The organism is Bacillus sp. JUb11 (assembly GCF_024807925.1).
In the GTDB taxonomy this organism is placed as follows: domain Bacteria; phylum Bacillota; class Bacilli; order Bacillales; family Bacillaceae; genus Bacillus; species Bacillus altitudinis.
This window is the reverse complement of the sequence record NZ_JANUEZ010000005.1, coordinates 351861-373883: the sequence shown is the minus strand read 5'-3', so window position 1 is coordinate 373883 and position 22023 is coordinate 351861. Positions and strand designations below refer to the sequence as shown.

At 38.0% G+C, this 22023-nt stretch carries 26 protein-coding genes and 1 pseudogene; 7 read left to right on the top strand and 20 right to left on the bottom strand.

The features are described from left to right. The 4 genes and pseudogenes from M2369_RS12070 to M2369_RS12055 all read right to left on the bottom strand — a co-directional run. Positions 1-281, bottom strand: a 281-nt coding sequence (locus M2369_RS12070) for a transposase (RefSeq protein ID WP_259254352.1), incomplete at its 3' end; no start/stop codon positions are given. Between the two features lie 132 nt (positions 282-413). Continuing rightward, positions 414-1264: pseudogene (locus M2369_RS12065) on the bottom strand (SDR family oxidoreductase). Between the two features lie 134 nt (positions 1265-1398). Continuing rightward, positions 1399-1812, bottom strand: coding sequence for an Rrf2 family transcriptional regulator (locus M2369_RS12060; protein WP_259254351.1), 414 nt, complete (start codon positions 1810-1812; stop codon positions 1399-1401). Positions 1813-1860: 48 nt separating this feature from the next. After that, complete coding sequence (locus M2369_RS12055; protein WP_051404169.1) at positions 1861-2334, bottom strand: VOC family protein; 474 nt, start codon at positions 2332-2334, stop codon at positions 1861-1863. A gap of 159 nt (positions 2335-2493) precedes the next feature. Between M2369_RS12055 and M2369_RS12050 the strand changes: the two genes are divergently transcribed. Continuing rightward, the gene (locus M2369_RS12050) at positions 2494-2937 is read left to right on the top strand and encodes a DUF2188 domain-containing protein (protein WP_007499382.1); all 444 of its coding nucleotides are present in this window, start codon (positions 2494-2496) and stop codon (positions 2935-2937) included. A gap of 28 nt (positions 2938-2965) precedes the next feature. Here the strand turns inward: M2369_RS12050 and ku are convergent, their stop codons facing one another. Next, the gene (gene ku, locus M2369_RS12045; RefSeq protein ID WP_007499384.1) at positions 2966-3814 is read right to left on the bottom strand and encodes a non-homologous end joining protein Ku; all 849 of its coding nucleotides are present in this window, start codon (positions 3812-3814) and stop codon (positions 2966-2968) included. A gap of 115 nt (positions 3815-3929) precedes the next feature. Between ku and M2369_RS12040 the strand changes: the two genes are divergently transcribed. Together M2369_RS12040 and M2369_RS12035 are read left to right on the top strand one after the other, a co-directional pair. After that, positions 3930-5795, top strand: a complete 1866-nt coding sequence (locus M2369_RS12040; RefSeq protein ID WP_259254346.1) for a DNA ligase D — start codon at positions 3930-3932, stop codon at positions 5793-5795. A 34-nt stretch (positions 5796-5829) separates the two neighbouring features. Then, the gene (locus tag M2369_RS12035) at positions 5830-6525 is read left to right on the top strand and encodes a YoaK family protein (protein ID WP_008343947.1); all 696 of its coding nucleotides are present in this window, start codon (positions 5830-5832) and stop codon (positions 6523-6525) included. Between the two features lie 39 nt (positions 6526-6564). Here M2369_RS12035 and M2369_RS12030 read toward each other — a convergent pair whose 3' ends face one another. The 5 genes from M2369_RS12030 to M2369_RS12010 all read right to left on the bottom strand — a co-directional run bounded on the left by M2369_RS12030 (position 6565) and on the right by M2369_RS12010 (position 10598). Then, positions 6565-6786 carry a hypothetical protein gene (locus tag M2369_RS12030; protein ID WP_024719106.1) on the bottom strand — a complete coding sequence of 74 codons (222 nt, stop codon included), beginning with the start codon at positions 6784-6786 and terminating at the stop codon, positions 6565-6567. 462 nt (positions 6787-7248) lie between these two features. Then, positions 7249-8361, bottom strand: a complete 1113-nt coding sequence (locus tag M2369_RS12025; RefSeq protein ID WP_056703282.1) for a response regulator aspartate phosphatase — start codon at positions 8359-8361, stop codon at positions 7249-7251. A 244-nt stretch (positions 8362-8605) separates the two neighbouring features. Next, positions 8606-9481, bottom strand: a complete 876-nt coding sequence (locus tag M2369_RS12020) for a BclA C-terminal domain-containing protein (RefSeq protein ID WP_259254341.1) — start codon at positions 9479-9481, stop codon at positions 8606-8608. Between the two features lie 44 nt (positions 9482-9525). After that, positions 9526-9870 carry a DUF3992 domain-containing protein gene (locus M2369_RS12015; RefSeq protein ID WP_008343952.1) on the bottom strand — a complete coding sequence of 115 codons (345 nt, stop codon included), beginning with the start codon at positions 9868-9870 and terminating at the stop codon, positions 9526-9528. A 74-nt stretch (positions 9871-9944) separates the two neighbouring features. After that, the gene (locus M2369_RS12010) at positions 9945-10598 is read right to left on the bottom strand and encodes a CotZ-related putative spore coat protein (RefSeq protein WP_096881450.1); all 654 of its coding nucleotides are present in this window, start codon (positions 10596-10598) and stop codon (positions 9945-9947) included. 385 nt (positions 10599-10983) lie between these two features. Here M2369_RS12010 and M2369_RS12005 point away from each other — a divergent pair, with 385 nt between their 5' ends. After that, positions 10984-11355, top strand: a complete 372-nt coding sequence (locus tag M2369_RS12005) for an iron chaperone (protein WP_024720418.1) — start codon at positions 10984-10986, stop codon at positions 11353-11355. A 57-nt stretch (positions 11356-11412) separates the two neighbouring features. Here the strand turns inward: M2369_RS12005 and M2369_RS12000 are convergent, their stop codons facing one another. Both M2369_RS12000 and M2369_RS11995 read right to left on the bottom strand, forming a co-directional pair. After that, complete coding sequence (locus tag M2369_RS12000) at positions 11413-11994, bottom strand: undecaprenyl-diphosphatase (RefSeq protein ID WP_259254335.1); 582 nt, start codon at positions 11992-11994, stop codon at positions 11413-11415. 140 nt (positions 11995-12134) lie between these two features. Continuing rightward, positions 12135-12677, bottom strand: coding sequence for a GNAT family N-acetyltransferase (locus M2369_RS11995; protein ID WP_046526678.1), 543 nt, complete (start codon positions 12675-12677; stop codon positions 12135-12137). Between the two features lie 186 nt (positions 12678-12863). Here M2369_RS11995 and M2369_RS11990 point away from each other — a divergent pair, with 186 nt between their 5' ends. Next, the gene (locus M2369_RS11990; protein ID WP_259254334.1) at positions 12864-13325 is read left to right on the top strand and encodes a macro domain-containing protein; all 462 of its coding nucleotides are present in this window, start codon (positions 12864-12866) and stop codon (positions 13323-13325) included. A 69-nt stretch (positions 13326-13394) separates the two neighbouring features. On the opposite strand, the gene M2369_RS11985 is transcribed toward M2369_RS11990, so the two are convergent. The 8 genes from M2369_RS11985 to M2369_RS11950 all read right to left on the bottom strand — a co-directional run bounded on the left by M2369_RS11985 (position 13395) and on the right by M2369_RS11950 (position 20992). Next, positions 13395-13883 (bottom strand): antitoxin YezG family protein, encoded by a 489-nt coding sequence (locus tag M2369_RS11985; protein ID WP_259254333.1) that lies wholly within the window; start codon positions 13881-13883, stop codon positions 13395-13397. Positions 13884-13888: 5 nt separating this feature from the next. Then, positions 13889-15814 (bottom strand): T7SS effector LXG polymorphic toxin, encoded by a 1926-nt coding sequence (locus tag M2369_RS11980; RefSeq protein ID WP_259254332.1) that lies wholly within the window; start codon positions 15812-15814, stop codon positions 13889-13891. A 106-nt stretch (positions 15815-15920) separates the two neighbouring features. Beyond that, positions 15921-16799: a hypothetical protein gene (locus M2369_RS11975; RefSeq protein ID WP_259254331.1), complete on the bottom strand. Its 879-nt coding sequence runs from the start codon at positions 16797-16799 to the stop codon at positions 15921-15923. 571 nt (positions 16800-17370) lie between these two features. Continuing rightward, positions 17371-17706 carry a hypothetical protein gene (locus M2369_RS11970; RefSeq protein ID WP_056704783.1) on the bottom strand — a complete coding sequence of 112 codons (336 nt, stop codon included), beginning with the start codon at positions 17704-17706 and terminating at the stop codon, positions 17371-17373. Positions 17707-18193: 487 nt separating this feature from the next. Beyond that, positions 18194-18415 carry a hypothetical protein gene (locus M2369_RS11965; RefSeq protein WP_259254330.1) on the bottom strand — a complete coding sequence of 74 codons (222 nt, stop codon included), beginning with the start codon at positions 18413-18415 and terminating at the stop codon, positions 18194-18196. 88 nt (positions 18416-18503) lie between these two features. After that, the gene (locus tag M2369_RS11960; RefSeq protein ID WP_259254329.1) at positions 18504-18638 is read right to left on the bottom strand and encodes a hypothetical protein; all 135 of its coding nucleotides are present in this window, start codon (positions 18636-18638) and stop codon (positions 18504-18506) included. Further along, positions 18639-19748, bottom strand: coding sequence for a response regulator aspartate phosphatase (locus tag M2369_RS11955; RefSeq protein ID WP_039166523.1), 1110 nt, complete (start codon positions 19746-19748; stop codon positions 18639-18641). Between the two features lie 398 nt (positions 19749-20146). Continuing rightward, positions 20147-20992 carry an SMI1/KNR4 family protein gene (locus tag M2369_RS11950; protein ID WP_259254328.1) on the bottom strand — a complete coding sequence of 282 codons (846 nt, stop codon included), beginning with the start codon at positions 20990-20992 and terminating at the stop codon, positions 20147-20149. 190 nt (positions 20993-21182) lie between these two features. Here M2369_RS11950 and M2369_RS11945 point away from each other — a divergent pair, with 190 nt between their 5' ends. Both M2369_RS11945 and M2369_RS11940 read left to right on the top strand, forming a co-directional pair. Beyond that, on the top strand, positions 21183-21602 hold the full coding sequence (locus tag M2369_RS11945; RefSeq protein ID WP_159159677.1) for a stress protein: 420 nt from the start codon (positions 21183-21185) through the stop codon (positions 21600-21602). 34 nt (positions 21603-21636) lie between these two features. Further along, entirely contained in the window at positions 21637-21897 is a 261-nt protein-coding gene (locus M2369_RS11940; protein WP_024720407.1) for a YesK family protein, read from the top strand. Positions 21898-22023: the final 126 nt, after the last annotated feature.

The window sequence follows — 22023 nt, the reverse complement described above, 5'->3', positions numbered from 1 at the left end:
CCTAAAAACCATCTATACGCCATGTTATAGTAAATTTCTTTTTCAAGTTGTCTTTCAGAACGGATACCGTACAGGTATCCGATAAACATCATTTTAAACAAAATAAGTGGATCAAGTGAGGGACGACCTTTATTCTCACTATAATATGGTTTTACTTTGTCTATGATAAATGAAAAATCAATGTACTGATCAATTTTACGAAGCAGGTGATCCTCTTCGACCAATTGATCTAGCAATACAAATTCGGCTTCGTGCTGAGAAGAATTTCTAGTGTGGAACATGAGAAAAACACCTTCCTTTAGTATGCTTTTCTCTATTATAAAATGGGGTAGTGGAAAATTTAAGGAAAAAAATAAAGCTGTCGAGATTTTCTCGACAGCCTGAACGCCCTTTTACAGGGCGTTTTTAATTGTTTAGTTTGATATCATTTCTCGTATTCTATCTTCAATAGGTGTTAAAGAACGGCCTAATAGTTTTTCGAAATCATGGCTTTCGACTGCTAATGCCCCATCGCGAATTCCGCTTTGCATCGCTTTGACAAATGGAACAGCTTCTTTCGGTACACCATTTGACGCTAAAAATTCTCCAAATGTATCTACATCCATGTGTTCTACTTTGATTTCTTTCCCGCTCACGTTGCTAACCATTTGTGCAAGTTCAGTGTGTGTGCGAAGCGGTCCTGACAATTCATAGATTTCCTGATCATGTGCCGGCATTGTTAACGCATTTGCTGCTGCTTCTGCATAGTCATCTCTTGTTGCCCAGCCGACTTTACCTTCACCAATTGGGCTGATAAACGGCGCTCCGTTGACTGATGCCAGAATCGTATCTTTTTCATTTTCCACATACCAATTGTTTCTTAAAAAAACATGAGGAATGCCAGAAGCCAAAATCGCTTCTTCTGTTTTTGCATGGTCATGTGCTAGGTTAAGCTGACTTTCTTTTGCATTGACAACACTTGTATAAGCAATAAATGATACATTCGCTGCTTTCGCTGCTTCGATGGCATTTAGATGCTGCTTCACTCGTTCTCCATCCCCAGACGAAATGATCAAAAGACGGTCAATCCCTTGAAACGCTGATTGAAGTGTATCCGGCTGTGTGAAGTCTCCTTTGCGCACATCCACCCCAGCTTCCTTTAGATGTACTGCTTTTGCGGATCTCGAACACTGACCGCAATTTGTTCAGCTGGCACTTTCGCGAGCAAATGTTTGACGACGAGCGATCCAAGTTGTCCTGTTGCACCTGTCACTAATAATGTCATTGATTTGACCTCCTCATTTTTCGTTCAACGGTGATGTTCCTGAATGAAACAGCTTGTTTCTTACATCATAGCATTCGTTATAATCAAAATGGTTACAACGAATGGGTAAAAAAAGCTCTATGTATGAGCTTTTTCTACTCCGCCTCGATTAATAATTGCTTAATTGTCACTTGTTTAAGGTGATGCTCAAGTGCGGACTGTGCTTCTTTAAGTTCTTGCCGCAGTCTCGTATCCATGGCTTGACCAATTGAACATGCAATGACTGGTTGATGAAAGTTAAATAACTCTTCATCTGCGCTTACATCCACAGCCTGGTACACATCTAGTAGAGTAATGTCCTCTGCCGGCCTTTTTAAGGAAGCACCGCCAACTCCTCGGCGAATCTCAATGAGATCCGCCTTTTTGAGCATAGCCATCATTTTTCTGATAATGACTGGATTTGAATTGACACTTTCTGCAATAAAATCCCCTGTGCACTCTTTTGAAACACCCGCAATAAAAGATAAGATATGAACAGCAATGGTATACCTGCTGCTAATTTGTTTCACATTCCTTCACCACCGTTGTAATCAATATAGTTACAATGAGCGGTTTTGTCAATCAATAAACGGATTTTTCTTTCTTTCCCAATCTTCAAATGTCATCATCTCATGATGTTCTGCTGCATCAATTTCTAGCGGTGCAATACATTCAAGCAGATTCCCATCGGGATCAAGAAAATAAATGGCGGCATGAAATTGTGGTGGATTATCAAGTACTAAAGGCTGTTGCTCTTCCGAAAAGCCAAACATCGGATGTATGCTGATCCCTTTTTCTATCAGCCATTCTTTGATCTGGTCAAGGCTGGATGTTTCTATTTGGAAGGCCACATGTCGCGTCGCTGGGTGATATGGAACAGTGGACATATCAACCTTCCAAAGGCCGAGCCAGCTCTTTCCTTTCTCAATCCATAAAAAGGCCACTCGTTCATTTTCATGAGCAAGCGTTAATTCCAATTTTTCAAAAAAAGAAATGGATGCCTTCAAATCACTCACAGGTAAATGTGCTTCATACAAGCCTTTCATCATCATTTCAATCACTCCTTTACTATCTTCTATTGTGCAGGAATTGAAAACATTCTTCCTCAGCAAAACGATGTATTTCAACCAAGCCATTGGATTGAGATGGTGAAATGTTTGATCCATTGCATATGGGGGAAGGTGTTCAAATAAAAGAAAGGAGCGTTCAATATGCCTTGGACAATGGAAGATTATCCAGCTTCATTCCAATCACTAGACAAAGTCATTCGAAAAAAAGCACTTGAGATTGCCAACAAAATGGTGCAGGAAGGCTATGAAGAAGGTAGAGCGATTCCAATTGCGATCAATCAAGCAAAAGAGTGGAAAAAGAATGCGACGGAAAAAGAAATGGAGGACTTTCACTCTCATGGTTCTGTGACTCCTTCTAAGAAAAGCAGCTCTGCACGACCTGAGCTCATGGATCATGCGCAGCATGTCGTGAAACATGATGAAGGCTGGGCGGTTCAAACTGAAAAAGCGAAGCGTGCAAGTGAGGTAAAAGAAACGAAACAGGAAGCCATCGACCGCGCGAAAGAGATTTCATCTAAAAAAGGAACAGCAGTTGTCATCCACCGAACAGACGGGACGATTCAGGATGTGGTGAAGCCAAAATAAGACCGCCCTTTGGCGAGCGGTCTTTTCTTTATGCATTCTTTTCTTTTTTAGCGGGTGCTTTTCTTTTCTTAGGTGCTGCTTTTTTCGTTTTTTCTGGTTTTGATCGATCGATAGAAGCCTGCAAAGCGGCCATCAAATCGGTGACATTGGATGAAGCCTCTTTTTTACCTGTCGTTGCTGGTTGAACGGTATGTTCTCCAGAGATTTTGTCTCCAATTACATTCATCAGCTGCTCTCTGTATTCATCGCGATAAGCGGCTGGATCGAATGTGGTGGTCAGCTGCTCAATTAAAAGGAGTGCCGTATCTAACTCTTTCTTCACGATGTTTTCCTCTTGCGGGATATTCGGGACGTCTGACACTTGCCTAATTTCGTCAGGGAAATGAATGGTTTCCATTAGTAAAATATGTTCGTAGCACCTAACAATCGCTAATTGCTCCTTTGAGCGAATCATGATCTTGGCTACACCGATTTTCCCTGATTCTTGCAACGCTTTTCTTAATAATGAATAAGCCTTTGCTCCGCCAGTATCTGGAGATAGAAAATAACTTCTTTCATAATAGATGGGGTCGATTTCTTCTATCTTCACAAAATCAATGATTTCGACGGCTTTTTCTTCATTTTCTTTTCTCAGCCTTTCGAGTTCTTCTTCATCCAATTCAATGAATTTATTTTTGGCATACTCGTACGCTTTTACAATTTGCTCTGGCGCTACCTCCTCGCCGCAGTTAGCACAAACCTTTTTGTAGTTAATCGGCGTATGGCATTCTTTATGAAGTTGTCTTAATTTAATATCTTTGTTTTCTGTAGCGGTAAACAGCTTGACTGGAATATTCACCAGTCCGAAGCTAATGCCACCCTTCCATACTGTATGCATCGTAACGCCTCCGTTCTTTTCTCCTTACTATGCAATGTTTTCATCTGAGTTATGTATGTTTATGAAAATTTCATCCCACTCTAAGAACACATGATGTAAGGAAGTGAAATACACAATGAAACCGATGCGTTTAACGTCTGCACATGATATTCCTGTTGGAGCAGACTGGCTGTATGAATTAAAATATGACGGCTTCAGGGCCATTCTTATTTGGGAAAAAGACACCATCCATTTAGAGAGCAGAGCCGGAAAGCGATTAAATGAACAATTTCCTGAAGTCATTGATCAGTGCCAGCAACTAACGGAACCGCTTGCACCTTTTTTACCGCTGACCCTAGATGGAGAATTGGTCTTTTTACTGAGTGAACAAGAAAGCGACTTTACAAAGGTTCAGCAAAGAGGCCGCCTGAAAAACAAAGAAACCATTCAACGCCAGGCTAAGCGGTTTCCATGTCATTTGATTGCATTTGATCTATTGAGATTTAAAGGGAAATCCCTCGTTGATTTACCGCTGATTGAAAGAAAAGCTGAGCTGCATGAGGTGTTCCAAGAAGCAAATCTTCCTCCCTCCGTTCAGCTGAATCACCCCTCTCTTCTTCAAATCATCCAAACCGATAGCAGCCCTGATGACATGAAAAAAATCATGCTGACCTATTTAGCGGAAGGATTAGTGGCTAAAAAGAAGATGAGTAAATGGCAGGAGCATACCCGCTCGAAAGAATGGCTCAAAATCAAAAATTGGCGGTATGTATCTGTCATCGTGACTCGTTTTGATAAAGACAATGGCTATTTTCAAGGATGTCTTTATCAAGAAACGAATCTCATAGAGGTTGTCCAATTTAAGCATGGTTTTTCTAAAGAAGAAGAACAAACCCTGCGCACCTTATTTCTAACCAAAGGTCAAATGACTGGAGCATCACATTATGAAATCCCACCATCCATTGTCGCAAAGATTGCCTGTATCTCTTTTGATGGATCAGCCTTACGAGAGCCCCGGTTTTCTTCGTTTTTATTCGATGCAGATCCAGCAACGTGTACCTTTCAACACATGCTCAAACAGCTTTATCCGCTCCCAGCTATGATTGACGTCACCCACCCAGAGAAACCGGTTGTACCTGCCCTTCATATCACAAAGGCAGATTACTTACTTTATTTGAGGCAAGCCGCTCCCTATTTATTACCCTTTTTACGTGAAAGACGTCTTACGTTAATACGCTTTCCTCATGGCACTGGTGGAGAATCTTTTTATCAAAAGGCAACGCCCGATTATGCGCCTGATTTTGTTGAGACAGATCAAGCGCACGATATTTCTTACACAATCTGTAATGATCCTGACACGTTGCTTTGGCTTGGTAACCAGCTGGCGATGGAATTTCATATTCCTTTTGAAACGAGAGATACAGATCGGCCTGTAGAAATTGTATTTGATTTAGATCCGCCTTCTGTTAAAGAGTTTCACCTAGCAATAGAAGCAGCCAAACGAATCAAGGTCATTTTAGATGGACTCTTTCTCACCGCATTTATTAAAACAAGTGGTGGGAAAGGGCTACAAGTTTATATCCCATTGAAGAAAAATGCCTTCACATATGAACAAACTAGACAATTCACTGCGTTCATCTGTCAATTTTTATGTGAACAAGCACCCGAGCTGTTTACGCTAGAGCGTCTAAAGAAAAACCGCGGCAACCGTTTATATTTAGACTACCTTCAACATGATGCTGGAAAAACAATCATCGCCCCGTATTCCCCGAGAGGAAACGAGCTCGGACTTGTTGCAACACCGATCGAATGGGAAGAATTAAACAGCGAAGAATGTCACCCTTCTTTATTTACGATGCCGGCTGTTATGAAACGTCTAAAGGAAAAAGGCGACCCATTCCGGCAAATGAGGCACCATGTGAATGATGATTCTTTTCGACAAGTTTTATATCAGCTGCAGGACATGTTACCAGCTCATAAAATGGACATAAGCGGTCATTAAGCGTTACACTTATTCATTAGAGAGAAAGAAAGGGATGACCATTTTGACCGCACACTCAATACGAAACATTGCCCTGATGTTCTTATGTCTTACCGCAGGAATAGTGGATGTTATTGGCTATTTAAGCCTAGGGCACGTGTTTACAGCAAATATGACGGGAAATATAGTACTGCTTGGCATTGCAGCAGGCAGTTCATTGCAGTTAACCGCTCTTCATTCCATCACGGCACTTAGTGGATTTGTTCTAGGTGTTTTACTAGCTGTTGTCATAGGTGGAAAACAAGAAAAAACATTTTGGCCAAAAGCCGTTACACGCATCTTTATCATAGAAGTCATCATCTTGCTTCTATTTGCTCTTATGACCATTTTTCCTTATACGCAAGGTGCTTATTTTATGCTAATTATCCTTTTAAGTATGGCGATGGGCATGCAAACGGCGGCCGCACGCAAATTAAATGTCGCTGGCATTTCTACAACAGTTTTAACGAGTACACTTGCTAACTTATTTGAAGATTTGGCGCAACGCTTATCAAATCGGGAAAAAAGAAAAGCCCCTATTCAACATGTGAGCTTGCTGCGAATCGGTTCTATTGTCTTTTACTGCCTAGGAGCTGCTTTAGCTGCGTATACAGATGCTTACGATCCGTTTATCATCATTTGGCTTCCTATTTGCATCCTAGGGGTTATTGTGATCACAGCTACATTTAAGCACTTTCACCAATTGAAATAGCCAATCTTAGATGGCTATTTCAATCACTGTGATGAAACATTAATAACTTCTTACATAAAAACCAGGAGGACGCCCCATAATGAATGTGGAGCCATATGGAGAATATCCAGAAAACGTCCCGAACCCCCCATATCCAGGGTAACCTCCTAAGCCCGAGAACACGCCAGGGCTCACATAATACCCGCCAAAGCCAATATGAGGTCCTACTGCTCCGCCGCTAAAACCGCCGCCATGAAAGCCTCCATACACCCGTGAATCCATACAATCACCTGCCTTCAACTTACACCTCATCTCATCGTATGCGTGACAAATGGAGCGGTGTTCCCTCTTTTGTAACAATTTCTATGTACAATAGACCAATTTGATGAAATTTGAATGAAAAGTCCTGCAAAAAATTAAATTAAGCAAAGAAAGGTGACCTTTTTAACTTGTTGCTCTGCCCTATGTTTATTTAGAATAATGGAGCAGGTAACAAATTTGCACACCCCCTTTGTTGCGAATTCTTCTTATTAAACGTTCTTGCAGCGTTTAATAAGAAGAGCCTATTTTCACCCATATAAAAAACCCTTGCTGATCATCATCAACAAGGGCGAGATATGATTGGGCGATTAACCACCAATGATTTTTTCTGCTACTTCGAAAGAACCCGCTACATTTTCAGTTAAAACAGCCGCAGCGACCGCTAACCCTACAACGAATAATACTTTTAATCCTGTTTTCATCTTATATCAACCCCATTCTTTTCATATGTAAATCCGCTTCTAAACTTTTATTCAAGTAAAAAACAGACTGCTCATAAAGTGCTTGCTTTTCACAATACTTTGCAGCAAAGTGAGAAAGCTCTTTCACTTCATGATATTCATTCTTTTCTTCTAACTTTCTTAATTTCTCATTAATTTGCTGAAATCTTTGTGGCACATTCGTTAAGTAAAGATCATGTACGATGCCTATTTTGAGCTGAAACACTTCATGAGAAGCTTCTTTCATTCGGGCATATGCAGCCTCTATATACTGGCTTGCACGCTGCTTTTCACCAATCACACAGAGTTCCCGGCTGATCAGATACGTAGAATGGAAAAAGAAATCTGAATCATAATACTCTTGATGAGACAATGCTTTTTCAAGATGTCGTATAGATTCTTTCGGTTTATTCCAAAATGAATATAAAATGGCCACATTATGGTGGTGCTGAGCCAGCATAAAATCATCCTGTTCGCTAGTCAACACCTCTTCCGCTAAACGATAATTCTCAAGCGCTTCTTCGTACCTGCCAATCTCTGTAAGGTTGGCTGCAATAAGAGAATATGAAAGTGCAGTTCTTCTTTCATAGTGCTTGTGACGCTTATAGACGTGTAGAGCCCTACGAATATAACTTAATGAAAGCATAATATGACTCAGGCGATAGTAAAGCCACGCGACCTTAAAATCAAAATCAGCGCGTTCGATTTCACTTGGAATTTTATCTAAGAGCTTTTCCGCACTTTGATACATCTGTAATGCAACCTCATAATTCCCCTGATGCTGTTCATACACACCCTCATAAAAATCAAAATAATAAGCAAGGCGATTAGACAAATCATCATCTTTTTTCCCATAATGGCCTTCTATACTTTTCGTTGAAACATTGCCCTTTTGCCCTCTTAAATTGTACATCAGAATATGATGCCTTTTCTCTAGAAGAGAATAATACATGAGGATGTCAGCATCATCAATTTCCTCTACTGCCTGTTTCGCTTTAGCAAATAGCCGTTCTGCCTCATCTGCATGATCTTTTTTGATTTCCATGTTCCAGTCATTTAATAGTGATGCCAATTCCGCCACAGGAACTTTGCTCATTCTACACCCCCAATCACCTTCAGCTACACCACATGATTTCACTAAATATGGAACTTCTATTAGCAATTGCTAATTCGTCCATTTGACATCATTTTAATATGAATCACTTGAATCTTCAATAACCGATTCCTTTGTTATTGCGTTTCTTTCTCCTAGTCAATGATGTATACACTAAAAATTCCGTCTTTTTTCTATTAAAGGACACGGTTGAATTGAAAAAAAGCCCTTATTGGGCTTTTTGGATTTATTCCAATCTGATAATGGTTAATGCCGCTCCAACAGATCCCCCGCCAAGTAATACTACGGTTGCGACTAAACCGAATATTTGAAGAGAAATTTGATTCCCTGCTGCAAGTGTTGTAATGAGAGATACATTGTAGGTAGATGTAGATAAAGCAGGTGTTAAAATAGACCCTGCTATGGGTGTTCCGTTGTTAATCACCCTTGTTCCTGCCAGAAGTGCAGCGCTTGTATTTACTTGATACGTGATAAAATACCGCCCTGAAACAGGTACAGTAAACACCGTATTACCACCACTTACGGTAAATCCATCTAAACTTTGGTTATTAGGCAGCGTCACTGCCGTTCCGCCTAAAACAACCAGCACCGTACTTCCCGACGTATTGGATGCGTACATCGAGTTAGTTGTTAAACTAGTACCGGTTGGACCTGTGTCACCTGTTGCTCCGGTTGAGCCAGTTACTCCCGTTGGACCTGTGGCTCCAGTTGCACCGGTTACTCCTGTTGAACCTGTGGCACCAGTTGTGCCTGTGGCTCCCGTTGGGCCAGTTACTCCTGTTGAACCTGTGGCTCCCGTTGGACCCGTCGAGCCGGTTGCGCCGGTTACTCCTGTTGAACCCGTGGCTCCAGTTGCACCGGTTACTCCTGTTGAACCTGTGGCTCCCGTTGGACCCGTCGAGCCGGTTGCGCCGGTTACTCCTGTTGAACCCGTGGCTCCAGTTGTCCCTGTTGCGCCAGTTACTCCCGTTGGACCTGTGGCTCCAGTTGGACCCGTTGCACCGGTTGGACCTGTGACTCCAGTTGTGCCCGTTGCACCGGTTGGACCTGTGGCTCCAGTCGGGCCGGTTATTCCTCCACACATATTAAGTTGGGCGCACATGTCTCTCACTACTTTCAAACTGTGGAATCTTCAAGACATACACACTAATACTGATAATTGAGAGAAAACGAAACGACAATACTTCCAGTCGAGGTTCCACCAGTAGCTAAAATCCCAATCGAGTTCAGATCACTGAGCGTAATGGATCGACTCTCTCCTGGAGGTACCGTGAAATCAGGAACAGCTGTACCGTTTACCTCTAAAGCCACAGTAGGTGCTACAGCCACAATCCCATTATTTTCCACCATGATGGTTCCGTTTATGACATAAGGTGTTCCATCTGTCCAGACGACAACTGCATCAGCTGCTGCTGCTAAATCAAGTGTGAAGCATACTGCATCATTTACAAAGCCCGCTTGTTCATTACTACATCCGCCTAAAATAGCCATTTTAACCCTCCTTCAACCTAGTCTTGATAGACTATGATCCATTGATATTGGATGATTGTGCGATTATCACAGCTTCAAAGCTTTATTTTTCTTCTTTGCACCATGTTGATTTGCATGTCTAATCGTGCTTGCACATTTTCAGTTGATGGAGATTTCAAGATAAATTTCACATCTTTCACAGTAATCGCACGACTTTCTCCTTTTTGGACAAGAAGATCATAACAAAATGTACCAGTGTGAATCCTAATTGCGACTGGTACATCCTGATGATCTTGATGATGCAACACAACAGTTGCCGTATTGAGAAATTTTGTTCCATTCCGCCATACTTCCACCGAACTGGGCGTTGTGGAAAAACAAAGAAAGATGTGGTGAGATTCTATGTTTTTTAAAATAAGCGCATCATATACAGGAAGCCCTACTTCAATGATTCCACATAAAAAAGAAAGATCTACAAGAATTTTCGAACTGGATCGATACAAAACTTTTTGACAGCATGTTGATCTATTGCAGCACGGTACAAGAAGTTCCAACACCACACAATTCTGCTTTTCATTGATAGAGCTCAAAGAAAAATAGCAAGTCTTAAACACACTTCTTTCAAAAAACACCCATGAGTAAAAAGGTTCCCCATCTTCCATGGTGAGCAAAAAGGGAGAACTCATCGAACGTTTGTGAGTAAAGCCTTCTAATTTTGTTTGATTGTTTATCTCTTTTAGTTTACTCATCAACAGGTTTGTCACTTACAATCAGCCCAATTCCATGCTGTATACATAACTATATGGTCTTTTATCATATGTGCCTTTGACTATTTTGTGCGATTGGATTAGATGATGAGCATAGCTTTTCATTTTTCAAGTTTCTCTATATAATATGAACAAGAACTTTCCGTGCCTCAGTAGCTCTAGAAGGGAAGAGCGCCGTAAAACAATTGTAGCTGGCGGGTCGCAAGGCAAGGGTTTCAGAAGCACCGAAAAGCAAATGAGCTGAGACAGGTGAAACTCCTGTCGGTGAAATTCCGTAGGGAAGCGTGTTGCCCCCTAGCCTATGCTTACGAAAGGAGTGCGGGTTCGAATCCCGTCTGAGGCTTGATGAATATGGAGGATGAAAACAATGCAGGTTTTTAAAGAATATGTAAGTAACATCAGTCATCCAGAGCTGAAACAGCGCATGCAAGACATCTTACAATGGATATCAGACACATTCCCTCAATTAGAGCCAAGAATTGCTTGGAATCAGCCCATGTTCACAGATCATGGCACATTTATTATTGGATTTAGCGTCGCAAAACACCACATTTCTGTCGCACCAGAAGGAAAAGGGATTGATCACTTTTCAGCAGATATTGTACAAGCTGGTTATGACCATGGAAAAAAGATGTTTCGGATGAAGGAAAGCTTACCGATTGACTATCCTCTGCTAAAAAAAATCATCGAATTTAACATTGAAGACAAAGCAGATTGTTCCACATTTTGGCGAAAATAATAAACACCCCGATCTGATTTCATAACAGATTGGGGTGTTTTTTCATGGACTTACATATTATTTGGTTCTCTCTCCTGTCCATTTCTGCTCCACCCATTCATAGCACGACAGCAGCAGGCTAACGCCCTTTTGGAATAGCGGCAAATAAACAACGGTTACCGCCGTTAAACAGGCGATCATAGCACCAGCCAACACATCAAATGGATAATGAACACCTACCCAAATCCTTGAAAATCCTACAGCGCAGGCAATGAAAAGCCAATAAATACGACGCTTGTGGAAAAGCCAAAAGACCATACAAATGGAAAAAATAAAAATGGTGTGATCACTAGGAAAAGAGTTGTTCACTTCCTTTTCGATTAAAAGATTAACATGATTCAATTCTGCAAAGGGCTGCTGATTGGAATAAAAGAGCCCAGCGACTTTCCCTAACATCTCTGCCAAGATAAAGGTCAACCCAGCAGATATCATCATCCATCTGTTTCTTCTGCTCCGATTTTGAAACCACATGATCAAAAACATGATCGCAATGAACATCACTGAATATTCAGCCAATCCAATAAGAACTGGATTTAAGACATCGTGATTCATACTAAGTTGATTAATCGACCGAAATACCCGTTCATTAAACTCCTGCATCTCATTTCATTCCTTTTGCTTCGTTTAGGAAAAGGATAAATGAAAAAAGAAGACCGTGACATCGATCGAGCGAACAAAATAAAGGGATCATCTCACATTTTTGTCACTTCGTTGTCATCCGGATACAAAGAAACAAAGCACTATTTAGAATGAAACTGCTCCCATTCTTTTTTCAGCAAAGCATATTGATAGGTGTTGTCATATTTAGGGGTGCCATCCTCATTTGTAGTAAATGAAACAAACTCAAGAAAGAGGCCTTCTTTCCTCATGCCTAAACGCTCACATAATGTTTGAGATCGATCATTGTCATCTTCTACATATGCATATAAGCGCCTTGCTCCTTGATTGACAAATAGATATGACAAGAGAGCTTCTGCACTTTCACGGGCATATCCCTTCCCTTCATATAACGCATGAAAATTCCAGCCAATTGAATACGTGTCAGGCTTATCTTTTAAATGAAACAGTTCACCGATAATCAACTGACTTTCTTTTAAACAAATCGCCATATAAGAGTGATCTGCTTTTCTTTTTTGCACCTTAGCGACCGCTTCTTCTAATGTAGAGATTTGATCATCCAGAAAACAATTTACTCTTGGATGAGATAAGTATGCAAGCATTCCAGGTGCATCTTCATCGCGAAATGGTCTAAGAATTAACCGTTTTGTTTCTATTTTATCCATAAGGGTCTCCTTACTATTTCTTCTTTATCTTTCACTATTTTAGATGTCATGGACTGTTCTTGATCATTTGATCGCATGGACGTATCCATTTTTTAAACTCCAAGCGCTTTTTGTAATGAAATAATGTCATCAAAACTGATATAATAGAACATAAGTTTGCATTTTATTGAAAAGGGATGACTTGAAATGATCAAAACGGTAGAAGGCAATATCTTAGACGCAGAAGAAGATATCATCTGTCACCAAGTGAACTGTAAGGGTGTCATGGGAGCAGGATTAGCAAAGCAAATCAAAAGCAAATACCCAAATGTGTATAAAGACTATAAACGTTTATGTGCAGAACAAGGAGATGATTTATTAAGCTCCGTCCAGCTCATCACAACAAACGATGGAAAAACCATTGCCAACTTATTCGCTCAAGTTGGATACGGAAGAAAAACAAAACAAACAGATGACGACGCATTACGCAGCTGCTTTGAACATCTAAAACAGACAGTGACAAATCCAAATGAAGAGAACCCCCTTCATTCTATCGCCATTCCTTATGGGATCGGCTGCGGCTTGGCAGGCGGAGATTGGACGATTGTTCGAGAGATGATAGAAGAGGTCCTTAGCGATTGTGAAGTGACGGTTTATCGGTTTAAATAAGTAAAATGAGAAATTCTTATGAAACAAATATTACAAAAACCCTCCTTCATTCATTTGGAGGGTCATTTGCTATTTGCTATTTTCTTCTTTATTTTTCAAATAATTTAGCACAGCTTCTTTATCTTCCTCATCTTCAGGTAGAAATCCGAACGTTTCGTATTCCCAAACGGCTATTCTTTGATCACCATCAATACCTAATGAGAAAATATCCTCATACCCATATTCAATCGAGAATTTACCTGAATGCTCCATCTCAAGCGTGAGATTAGTCCATGAACCATAATTATTTTTTTCATATAATGTTTTTAACTGTCTAAATAATCGTGTTAATTCAACTAAAAAATCCATATATATTGATCTACTGATATTAAATAATTTAGGTATATTGTGCCCGTAAATAAACTCCTTATCCCCCTTTTTTCTAAAGTAAAAAGTTATTTCTGCTTCGTGTTTGACCACTTCCGTATACATTCGTATTTCTTCCCATTCAACTGGAATGTTATCATGAAGAAGTTCAGCTATTTTTTGATAGATAGAATCTATTGTTATGTTTTCCATATTATTCACCCTCCGATTTTATTTTCAATAATTAGATACTTATCTTTTCCTTCTATGCTATAAAACACACCAAACTCAGAGGGTCTAATTGAATCATTTAAATATTTCGGCTCAATTATAACTTCTACACGCTTTGGGGGATCTGATGCTAATGCTTTTCTCCATTTCTGTTCCATCTCATACCATTTCCCGCCACTACGATTAATCTGCGAATTCATCGGCACCAGATTATCAATATCCCCAGACCCTTTAAAAATAGATGCAATTAAATGCCCTCCATCATCATCCAGTAATCGATCCGGCTTTCCTGAATTGGATTGAGCATATTGGTTTCTTTTCATCTCTCCATATTTTAAATCACTTGCTTCGACTTTGACAATGCGACCATAGTGATCTGTTGTGTAGGTGTAACCTTGTTTGGTTGAATAGACAACATTAGGCTTTAGCACTTTTTTACGTTTCCATCTCACATAATGATCTCCGTAACTGACAACGGTCGGTGGTGATTTGGGTGCTGGTAATCTTCTGCCTGTCTTAGAGATTCCGTATCCTGAGTTGTTGTCTAGACGCTTTGCCATGGAGAGGAGTTTATTTTTGAGATTTTCTCCGTCAAACACGTTATAAGGGAGTTTCCCTCCACCTGCTAGTTGAAACTTTGGTGAATATGGCAATAGATTCGGAATAGAGACTCTATCTAATGATTTTGCCCCTTGTTCAAGCCCTTTCTTCACTGTTGTTTTGGCAGCTGTTGTCCCTGTTTTTGTGATGGCTCCTGCACCTTTAGAACCAAAGACAATTTCTGCAAGTGAACCAGTCGCATAGGCGAACCAGTGTGACCGCGAATACGCGTCACCATTTATGACTTCTTTTTGGAATGAGTCTGAAATCGATTTTCCAATCGCTTTCGACGTTTCAATTGGATGAGAAACAGCCGTTACGACCGATTCAACGGCACCTCCAGGATCTGTCACAAGATCGTAGATACCAACTACTGTATCTTTTGCTACATCATATAGACCCACTGCAGCACCTTTTACACTATCAACGAATACCTCCGATGCTTCTTCCTGTGCTTTGATTTGGAGAAGCTGGCTGTAATACATTTTTTGATCATATGTGAGATTCTCATAACCGATCTCATCTACAATCTCAAAGTACTTCGCTTCTGATAGACACGAAGGATCATTGAGCTTTTCTTTCAGTTCTTTGATTCTTCGTTTTTCTTTTTCATCTTTTTTCACCTTTAAATAGGCTTTCACTTGAGCATCAATCTGATCATGGTCCTTGTACACGTCTGTCTTATGAAATGCTTTTGCATCATAATACATTGGCTGAGCATTCTTTCCTTTTCCAGTAGCAGCCATCATCTTTGCATAAAAAGTGTTGAGGTGGTTCTCAACCGCTTCTGACTTTGCGTATTCCGTTTTTAAATCATTGTCTATTTGATGTAAAACTTCAATGGTCTCTTTTCTTTTTTTGTTCGCATCGTCTAAATGTTCATTGACCTCTTTACTTGAAAATGTATGTAATTCAATTAAATCACTGATATCGTCAAAAATAGTGGAAAGTGTCTCTTTTTGTTCTTTGACCATATCTTTATTGTTCTGAATGCCTTGCTTCAATTGAGCATCTAGGAAGTGCTCATCAATAAATGTACTCCCGCCTAATGATTCATCATCCAGCTTTCCTTTCACTCCATCTAAAAAAGCTTTCTTCATATCGATAAAATCAAGATAAGTGTCTGTGTACAGCGCAAGATCCTCATAAAAAGATTTGATATTGTCTGCACCTTTTCCAGTAAATTCATCACCTAATCCCGACACACTTTTTAATGCTTTTTTCACAATTTTCATTTCTTCTTGAAGCTCATGATAGGCCTTTGATCTCTGTTCTACAGCTGATAGTAAAGATGGAGCATCTAATATTTTCATATAAAAAAGACTCCTTTATGGCATATTCTTTTACTAGAATACCATAAGGAGTCTGACACTTTAATCCACTTTATCGTTTTTTAACCAATAGGGCTTCACTCTTCTCTTATCTATCTCCATATACAAAGCTATATTCTGTAACTAAATCATCTCCCCAACTATCGCTAAAACTTATTGAAGCTGGGCCAACACTAATGGAAATACCATTTATTGTTGCATAAGTGTGATGATATTTTGTGATAATATTTGCAGGATCTCCTTTTTTAGACGTTGGAACGAGTACATCTCTATCCATTGTTATAAATTGAGTATCTCCATAGCCAGGTGAAAGAATAACTCCATGACCATAATTTTTGTATGAGTCTGTATCAGCTGATAGTTGTTTATCTTCTGTTACATGTGTGAGGCCACCTTTACCGTCGGCAACGGCCTTTTGTTGCTGCCAATACCCCTCAAAAGTACCTGATAAAGGGACTGCAGATGTATCCCAAGCTACTGCAAACGCATCTTTCTTATGGTTAACAGGCTTTTTAAACCATTCGGCATAAGAATGATATTGATATTTATAATTAGTTCCAGATGTACCTTTATAAAAAACTTGTTGAGAAATAAGCAGTTTGCTATTTGTTGCCGGATCGGTTGGCGGTAAAGATGATAAGGTATGTATTTTATCAGATTCTCCTAAATCACCATTATCTTTCAACCCTACATCTTCGTATGAAATACTTTTTCCTGTGAGCTTTTTATACTTCTTTATGTCCTCTAATTTTGTTTTTGCAATCCGCTTTTCATTCTCAGAATTATATTCAATTCGTTCTCCATCTAGTGAATTATAATATGTAGTAGACTTGACAACTTCAAGTTTGACTGAATGTTCTTGGCTTGTATTATTTTTAGTTTCCTTACTTTTTGCACTTGAAATACCCCCAAATATTGTCAATGAGAATACGAAAGCTAGTAAAATGAGTATGAACCTGATTTTCATCCCAAACACCTCCGCCCACACACTACCATATAAAGAAAAACCAGTAAATATCTCAAGTATGGTTTTTATTATTATAAGAAAATACAAAGATTAGAATGAACCAAAAAGACAATACTTCAAACAGTCCACTATTGTATATTTTTGAAAAAGGTAAAATCAAAGTAAAATATGTTAAAATGATGGCTCCTAACAACATGTATAATGTGCTTTTCATATACATCCCCCCAACAATTTTTTCTCAACGATATCATATTTTTTAAGACCTTTCAAAAATGATTTAGCAAAGTTGCTCTTATAGTCTACACTTCGGTAGACAGTACTCAAATAGATTACTTTCACGTTCAAACTCCATCACAACTTCATCAAATTATGATAGCAATCATTAAGACACTTATTAGTGTTTTGCATCTCAAATCACTTGGGGTTGTAATGCCACCCTGTAATATTCTGTTTACCATTCATTTATTTTCACACCTACATGTAAAGAAAGAACTTTCTCCATCCCTTACTCCAAGTAAACACAAAGCTAAAAAAGGTGAAACTATACTCCACTAAAAAAAGAAAAACCCTATTATAAGGGTTTTTCTTTTTTGGAATCGTAGTCTTTAATAATATCAATTGGATCAATCGCATCATCATCTTGTGTATATTCCTCTACATAAGGAGTAATTAATTTCTCAAACTGCTTTTCATCATCCACTAGAGCAATACAAGTTTCATACCCTTCAAAATCAGATGGGTATAAATTTGCAACAGCACTACCAGTTTTTAAAGCCTGATCTATCGCATTTTTTAATTCCAATAGACCCTTCCTGTTTCCTAAAATCAATGCTTCTCTGTGATGAGTTTCTTGAGCATATATATTACACATCTCTAAAACATCATCATCATCCACTTGAATAGACATTCAAAAGCACCTCTGAAGTTAAATTTTAGTTCATTATATAATTCTTAATGTCAACATGCCAAAGAGCCATGACCTCAAACGTCTGATCCCAATAGTGATTGCGGACACCGCAAACAAAAATAGCTCAAACTACTTAACGGTACTTTGCTTCTTTTTATATTTCATTACTTTTATAATTCTATAAACTATCACTGCAACATAGCATGTAACTAATGTAATCAGATATTCAAAAGGAAAATCTCTTTGTACACCTTGATAAAGAAAAATTGCCAAAAGGACTGTAAACAAAACTATTTGAAAAACTTCTTTTTTTATCATCCAAATCCCCCGATATACATTCACTTACGTTTTATACTTTTAATTACAATCCAGAGAAAGTTATGTTACCGTGAAATTATAAAACAATCAGTCTTAACATTCTACAGTCAGTGCCATATTTAGGATTTAAGTAACAAAATTGAAAGTATGTACTATATTTGTTTTTACCTCAAATTGTTTTCTTCTCTTTCTTCATAAATTTTTTTCGGTTTTTCAGAATCCCATGCTTTATACAGCTCTCGCATAAATATATACAGTGAAATTGGGTAATACCCAGAGTTCCTCTAACGGACACTGAAATTTCCCTCTTCAAAAAGCAAATAAATTCATTTATTTTTTTAGAATCTCTATACGCTGCCATCAAAGCAAATGGAGCATCTAATATTTTCATATAAAAAAGACTCCTTTATGGCATATTCTTTTACCAGAATACCATAAGGAGCCTGACACTTTAATCCACTTTATCGTTTTTTAACCAATTAACCTCCAGAGCTACCTCTTGATGCAACTGTTTGGACATCTTCATGTAGAGGTTGAGTCAAACCGTTTGTAAAGAAAAGTGTACCTAGAGCTACCACAGCTAGTGAAAATGTAATAAAAACCGACTTCTTCAATTAATTCACTCCTTTTCCTACATACTGGCTTGCGAGTAAGGCTCTTTTATAGTAATTTAATGACTGTTTCAGCAAGCCTCTCCCCTCTAAATATTTCGCCACATCAACCAGAATCTCCTCTAAATCAACCCATACTCTTTTCTCTTCAAGCTCTAAACACAGATTGTTTATATTGTTCAATTGAGATTGATTTTTTTCATACAATAGTTCTTTTAACAATTTAAATTTTATTTGAAAAACGTTATGGTTGACTTGTTCTGATAAAGAAATGCCTAGATCAATCCATTCAATCGCGTCATTACTTTTACTGGAGATTTCTATTCTAGAAAGTTCATATAAACATCTCATCTTCAATAAATCTTGATTTTCGATCTCTTTATAACTCAACGTGCGCCTAAATAGTGCTGATGCTTCTTCTAAATTTTCTTTTTTGCTTTCTAGAAAACCCATATTGTAATATAGATGAATGATTAAATGATTGTCATTAATACTTTCGATCATATTCTCAGCTTCACTAAAAAGAGCTCTTGCTTTATCATATTCAAATTGATCAATTAAGTTTAACGCATGTAGCATCCTACAGTTAATCTGTCTTTTGATATATGTTTCATGCGCATTAAATGTGTCACACGCAATTTGTGCATGATATTTTGATAAAAAGGTCATTTTCAAATCATAAAATAGAACTGCGATTTTATAATGAAATTCAGCTTTTTCTATTTCATCATCAACATAAGCCAACTTTTTTTCAGCTATTCTGAAGTAACTTAATGCCTTATCATAATCTTGCAAGTAGTCATGATAGATCCCATTATAAAAGTAGAAGTAATATGACATGAGTTTATTTGTTTTTTCTTCTTTTTCGTCTGGAGCATTCCGCTGAAAGAATGGCTTATCTAAATTTCTGCTAATATTCTGAAGTTTCAGCTTAAGCCTAAAGCTCAAAAGTTGATAGTACAAAAGAATATCTTGATTTTCTTCCATTAAATCAATTGCCCTGTCTATGTCATCTTGCATTTCTATAGCTGCCGATAAATCCCCTTTTTGTATCGCAAGATTCCAAGTGTTTAACATGTTCCCTACCTCCTGAGAGGCAATTAATCCTGACATTCCTTTACCCCCTTCTAAACAAATCCCTAGTATAATTCTAACACGCATTTTACAACATATGTAAAGTGAATCTGCTCATAATAGAAATTTTCGGTATCCCGCAAATATGATAATAATTGAATGGTATGCAATTATAAGAGTTGGTTAAAAGAGAGAGTAGCCAGAAAGGACTTGATACTTATTTCTTTTATTGACCACCTTCATTTTTTAAAAAGAAATTCACAAAATATTGTTTTGAAATTGATATAAAAAGACCTGACTGAGTTTCAGCCAGGTTCATGAAGGGGTCAATCTAAATTATATTATAATGAAATCAAAACAGATAATTAAACATCCGTTCTCATTCACTCTTTGAAAATTCAACCTATACAGTATACTCTACATGCTCTAATTTTGCCTTAATCTAAAAAATCAATATTAACAGCGAAATTTCCAGCTGTTACAGTTATCTGAGGAATTTTAGTTTTTTCAAAAATGTCTACAATTTCAAATAATGTCTTTTTTATAATATCGTTACTTGGCATTGTATATACTCTTAATATAAGGATTGTTTCAATGCTTCTAGCTACTTCAAAAAGAACGTCTTCATCTTTAACAGATTCAATGTAACTTTTTATTCTTTTAAAGAACCACTCTACTTCTTCTAAATCTTGTAACGGATATTTAGTAATTTGATGAATATCGGCTGGATTAGCTGCTTCTTTCTCTAAGATCGCTTCAAGTTCTGCTTTAGTTATATATTCCTCCTCTTCTTCTTCGTATTCACCCTCTGCTGCTTCCTCATCAACACTGTACTTAGCTGTATAAAGCCCCTCAATGAATTCATCAAAGGAATCTGCTAACTTAAAGTCTTCTTCCATCTCAACATCAAAATAATGAATTGCAGGATTCTCTTTCGTTTTTCGATAATCCATCGCTACCCAAGTATGGCCATCCCCGTTGATCAAAACAAGCCCTTCTGGCAGCTCCCACTCTTTTATCAAATAGGCACTATCCATAATTCCTTCATCTTCAGCAATTCCCAGCAGGTGATTAAATTGAATATGATCCTCAGCCCATGAATTAGAGTGAGTGGTTGGAAAAGCATTATGAATGGTATAACCACCATTCTGTTCTAATATGAGCTTTTTATATGTATCTGGCAAAGTGATTCCAAGTTTCTTTTCAGCTTTAGCTATTTCTGCTTCGTTGATCTTTTTTAACGTATAGTAACCTTCCTCGTCTATTTCCCAAAATAATTTCAAGGTGATGCCTCCTAGTAAAATATGCACATAAGTATACCATCTTGATGAGTATATTTGACAATTTAGTCAAAATAAAAGAAGAATATTTGTTACTTAGTCATTCGCAATGTCTATTTTTGTCGAAACGATAGTAAAAAGAAGGTACTTCATGTAAAATTTCCTTTGCACCTAAAAATCAGGAGGATCCAATATGAAGAAATTATCTATATTCATTTTTATTTGTTTAATGATGCTAACAGCTTGCAGTAGCACAGCATCAAATGAAAAACAGCTCACGACAGCCAATATTATTGAAGCTTTTAAAAGTGCTGGGCTTGAAGCAGAAAAACCATCTGATCTTAAACAAAAAGAGTTTGGAAATATAAGAGAAGAAGGAAAAAGAATTCTTATTCCTTCCTTAGGTGAAAATGCTGGTGGAAGGATTTTTAAATTCGGAAATGAAACTGATTTACAGCAGGCGAAATCTTATTATGATGAGTTAGGCAATGCTGGATCTATGTTCTTCTCTCACACCTATTCAAAAGGAAACTTTTTATTACAAATGAACGGTGAAATGAAAGATTCTGAATTTGAAAAGTATAAGAAAGTAATGGATGAGGAAATAAAATAATTTCATATATTTTTAAAAGAAGGAAGGTCAATAAATGTCATCATTTTGGCTGCTAACAGTTATCCTTACGATTGTTATATTGGGTGTTTCTTTGATCTTTAAAAGAAAGAATGCACCTTTACAGTATGGAATACCATCGATTCTCATTCTCATCAGTATTATCTTATTATTAATAAGTTTTTTCGTAGGAAAGTGGGAAGGTTTAGGACTGGGTGCAATCAGTATATCTTTACTGATTGCATCTGTGATCACCTTAATTATTAATAGTACCTTGAGTTATTTTAGTCATAAATAACATAGAGCCACTTCTGCATAAGAAGTGGCTCTTTCGATTATTAAAAGTGAAATATGCATGAAAATATCACAAAACCAACTAATTAAATAAAAACCCCCTGAAGCCAATGGCTCCAAGGGGTTTTCT

Coding starts and splice junctions, on each gene's coding strand:
- M2369_RS11940 (WP_024720407.1), top strand. CDS start 21,637: ATGTCATCATTTTGGCTGCTAACAGTTATCCTTACGATTGTTATATTG.
- M2369_RS12035 (WP_008343947.1), top strand. CDS start 5,830: ATGACCATTTTGACCGCACACTCAATACGAAACATTGCCCTGATGTTC.
- M2369_RS12000 (WP_259254335.1), bottom strand. CDS start 11,994: ATGCAGGAGTTTAATGAACGGGTATTTCGGTCGATTAATCAACTTAGT.
- M2369_RS11975 (WP_259254331.1), bottom strand. CDS start 16,799: ATGAAAATCAGGTTCATACTCATTTTACTAGCTTTCGTATTCTCATTG.
- M2369_RS12015 (WP_008343952.1), bottom strand. CDS start 9,870: ATGGCTATTTTAGGCGGATGTAGTAATGAACAAGCGGGCTTTGTAAAT.
- M2369_RS11945 (WP_159159677.1), top strand. CDS start 21,183: ATGAAGAAATTATCTATATTCATTTTTATTTGTTTAATGATGCTAACA.
- M2369_RS11970 (WP_056704783.1), bottom strand. CDS start 17,706: ATGTCTATTCAAGTGGATGATGATGATGTTTTAGAGATGTGTAATATA.
- M2369_RS11980 (WP_259254332.1), bottom strand. CDS start 15,814: ATGAAAATATTAGATGCTCCATCTTTACTATCAGCTGTAGAACAGAGA.
- M2369_RS12055 (WP_051404169.1), bottom strand. CDS start 2,334: ATGATGATGAAAGGCTTGTATGAAGCACATTTACCTGTGAGTGATTTG.
- M2369_RS12040 (WP_259254346.1), top strand. CDS start 3,930: ATGAAACCGATGCGTTTAACGTCTGCACATGATATTCCTGTTGGAGCA.
- M2369_RS12020 (WP_259254341.1), bottom strand. CDS start 9,481: ATGTGCGCCCAACTTAATATGTGTGGAGGAATAACCGGCCCGACTGGA.
- M2369_RS11990 (WP_259254334.1), top strand. CDS start 12,864: ATGATCAAAACGGTAGAAGGCAATATCTTAGACGCAGAAGAAGATATC.
- M2369_RS12025 (WP_056703282.1), bottom strand. CDS start 8,361: ATGAGCAAAGTTCCTGTGGCGGAATTGGCATCACTATTAAATGACTGG.
- M2369_RS11995 (WP_046526678.1), bottom strand. CDS start 12,677: ATGGATAAAATAGAAACAAAACGGTTAATTCTTAGACCATTTCGCGAT.
- M2369_RS12030 (WP_024719106.1), bottom strand. CDS start 6,786: ATGGATTCACGGGTGTATGGAGGCTTTCATGGCGGCGGTTTTAGCGGC.
- M2369_RS12005 (WP_024720418.1), top strand. CDS start 10,984: ATGCAGGTTTTTAAAGAATATGTAAGTAACATCAGTCATCCAGAGCTG.
- M2369_RS11955 (WP_039166523.1), bottom strand. CDS start 19,748: ATGTCAGGATTAATTGCCTCTCAGGAGGTAGGGAACATGTTAAACACT.
- M2369_RS12050 (WP_007499382.1), top strand. CDS start 2,494: ATGCCTTGGACAATGGAAGATTATCCAGCTTCATTCCAATCACTAGAC.
- M2369_RS11965 (WP_259254330.1), bottom strand. CDS start 18,415: ATGAAAATATTAGATGCTCCATTTGCTTTGATGGCAGCGTATAGAGAT.
- M2369_RS12010 (WP_096881450.1), bottom strand. CDS start 10,598: ATGAGTAAACTAAAAGAGATAAACAATCAAACAAAATTAGAAGGCTTT.
- M2369_RS11985 (WP_259254333.1), bottom strand. CDS start 13,883: ATGGAAAACATAACAATAGATTCTATCTATCAAAAAATAGCTGAACTT.
- ku (WP_007499384.1), bottom strand. CDS start 3,814: ATGCATACAGTATGGAAGGGTGGCATTAGCTTCGGACTGGTGAATATT.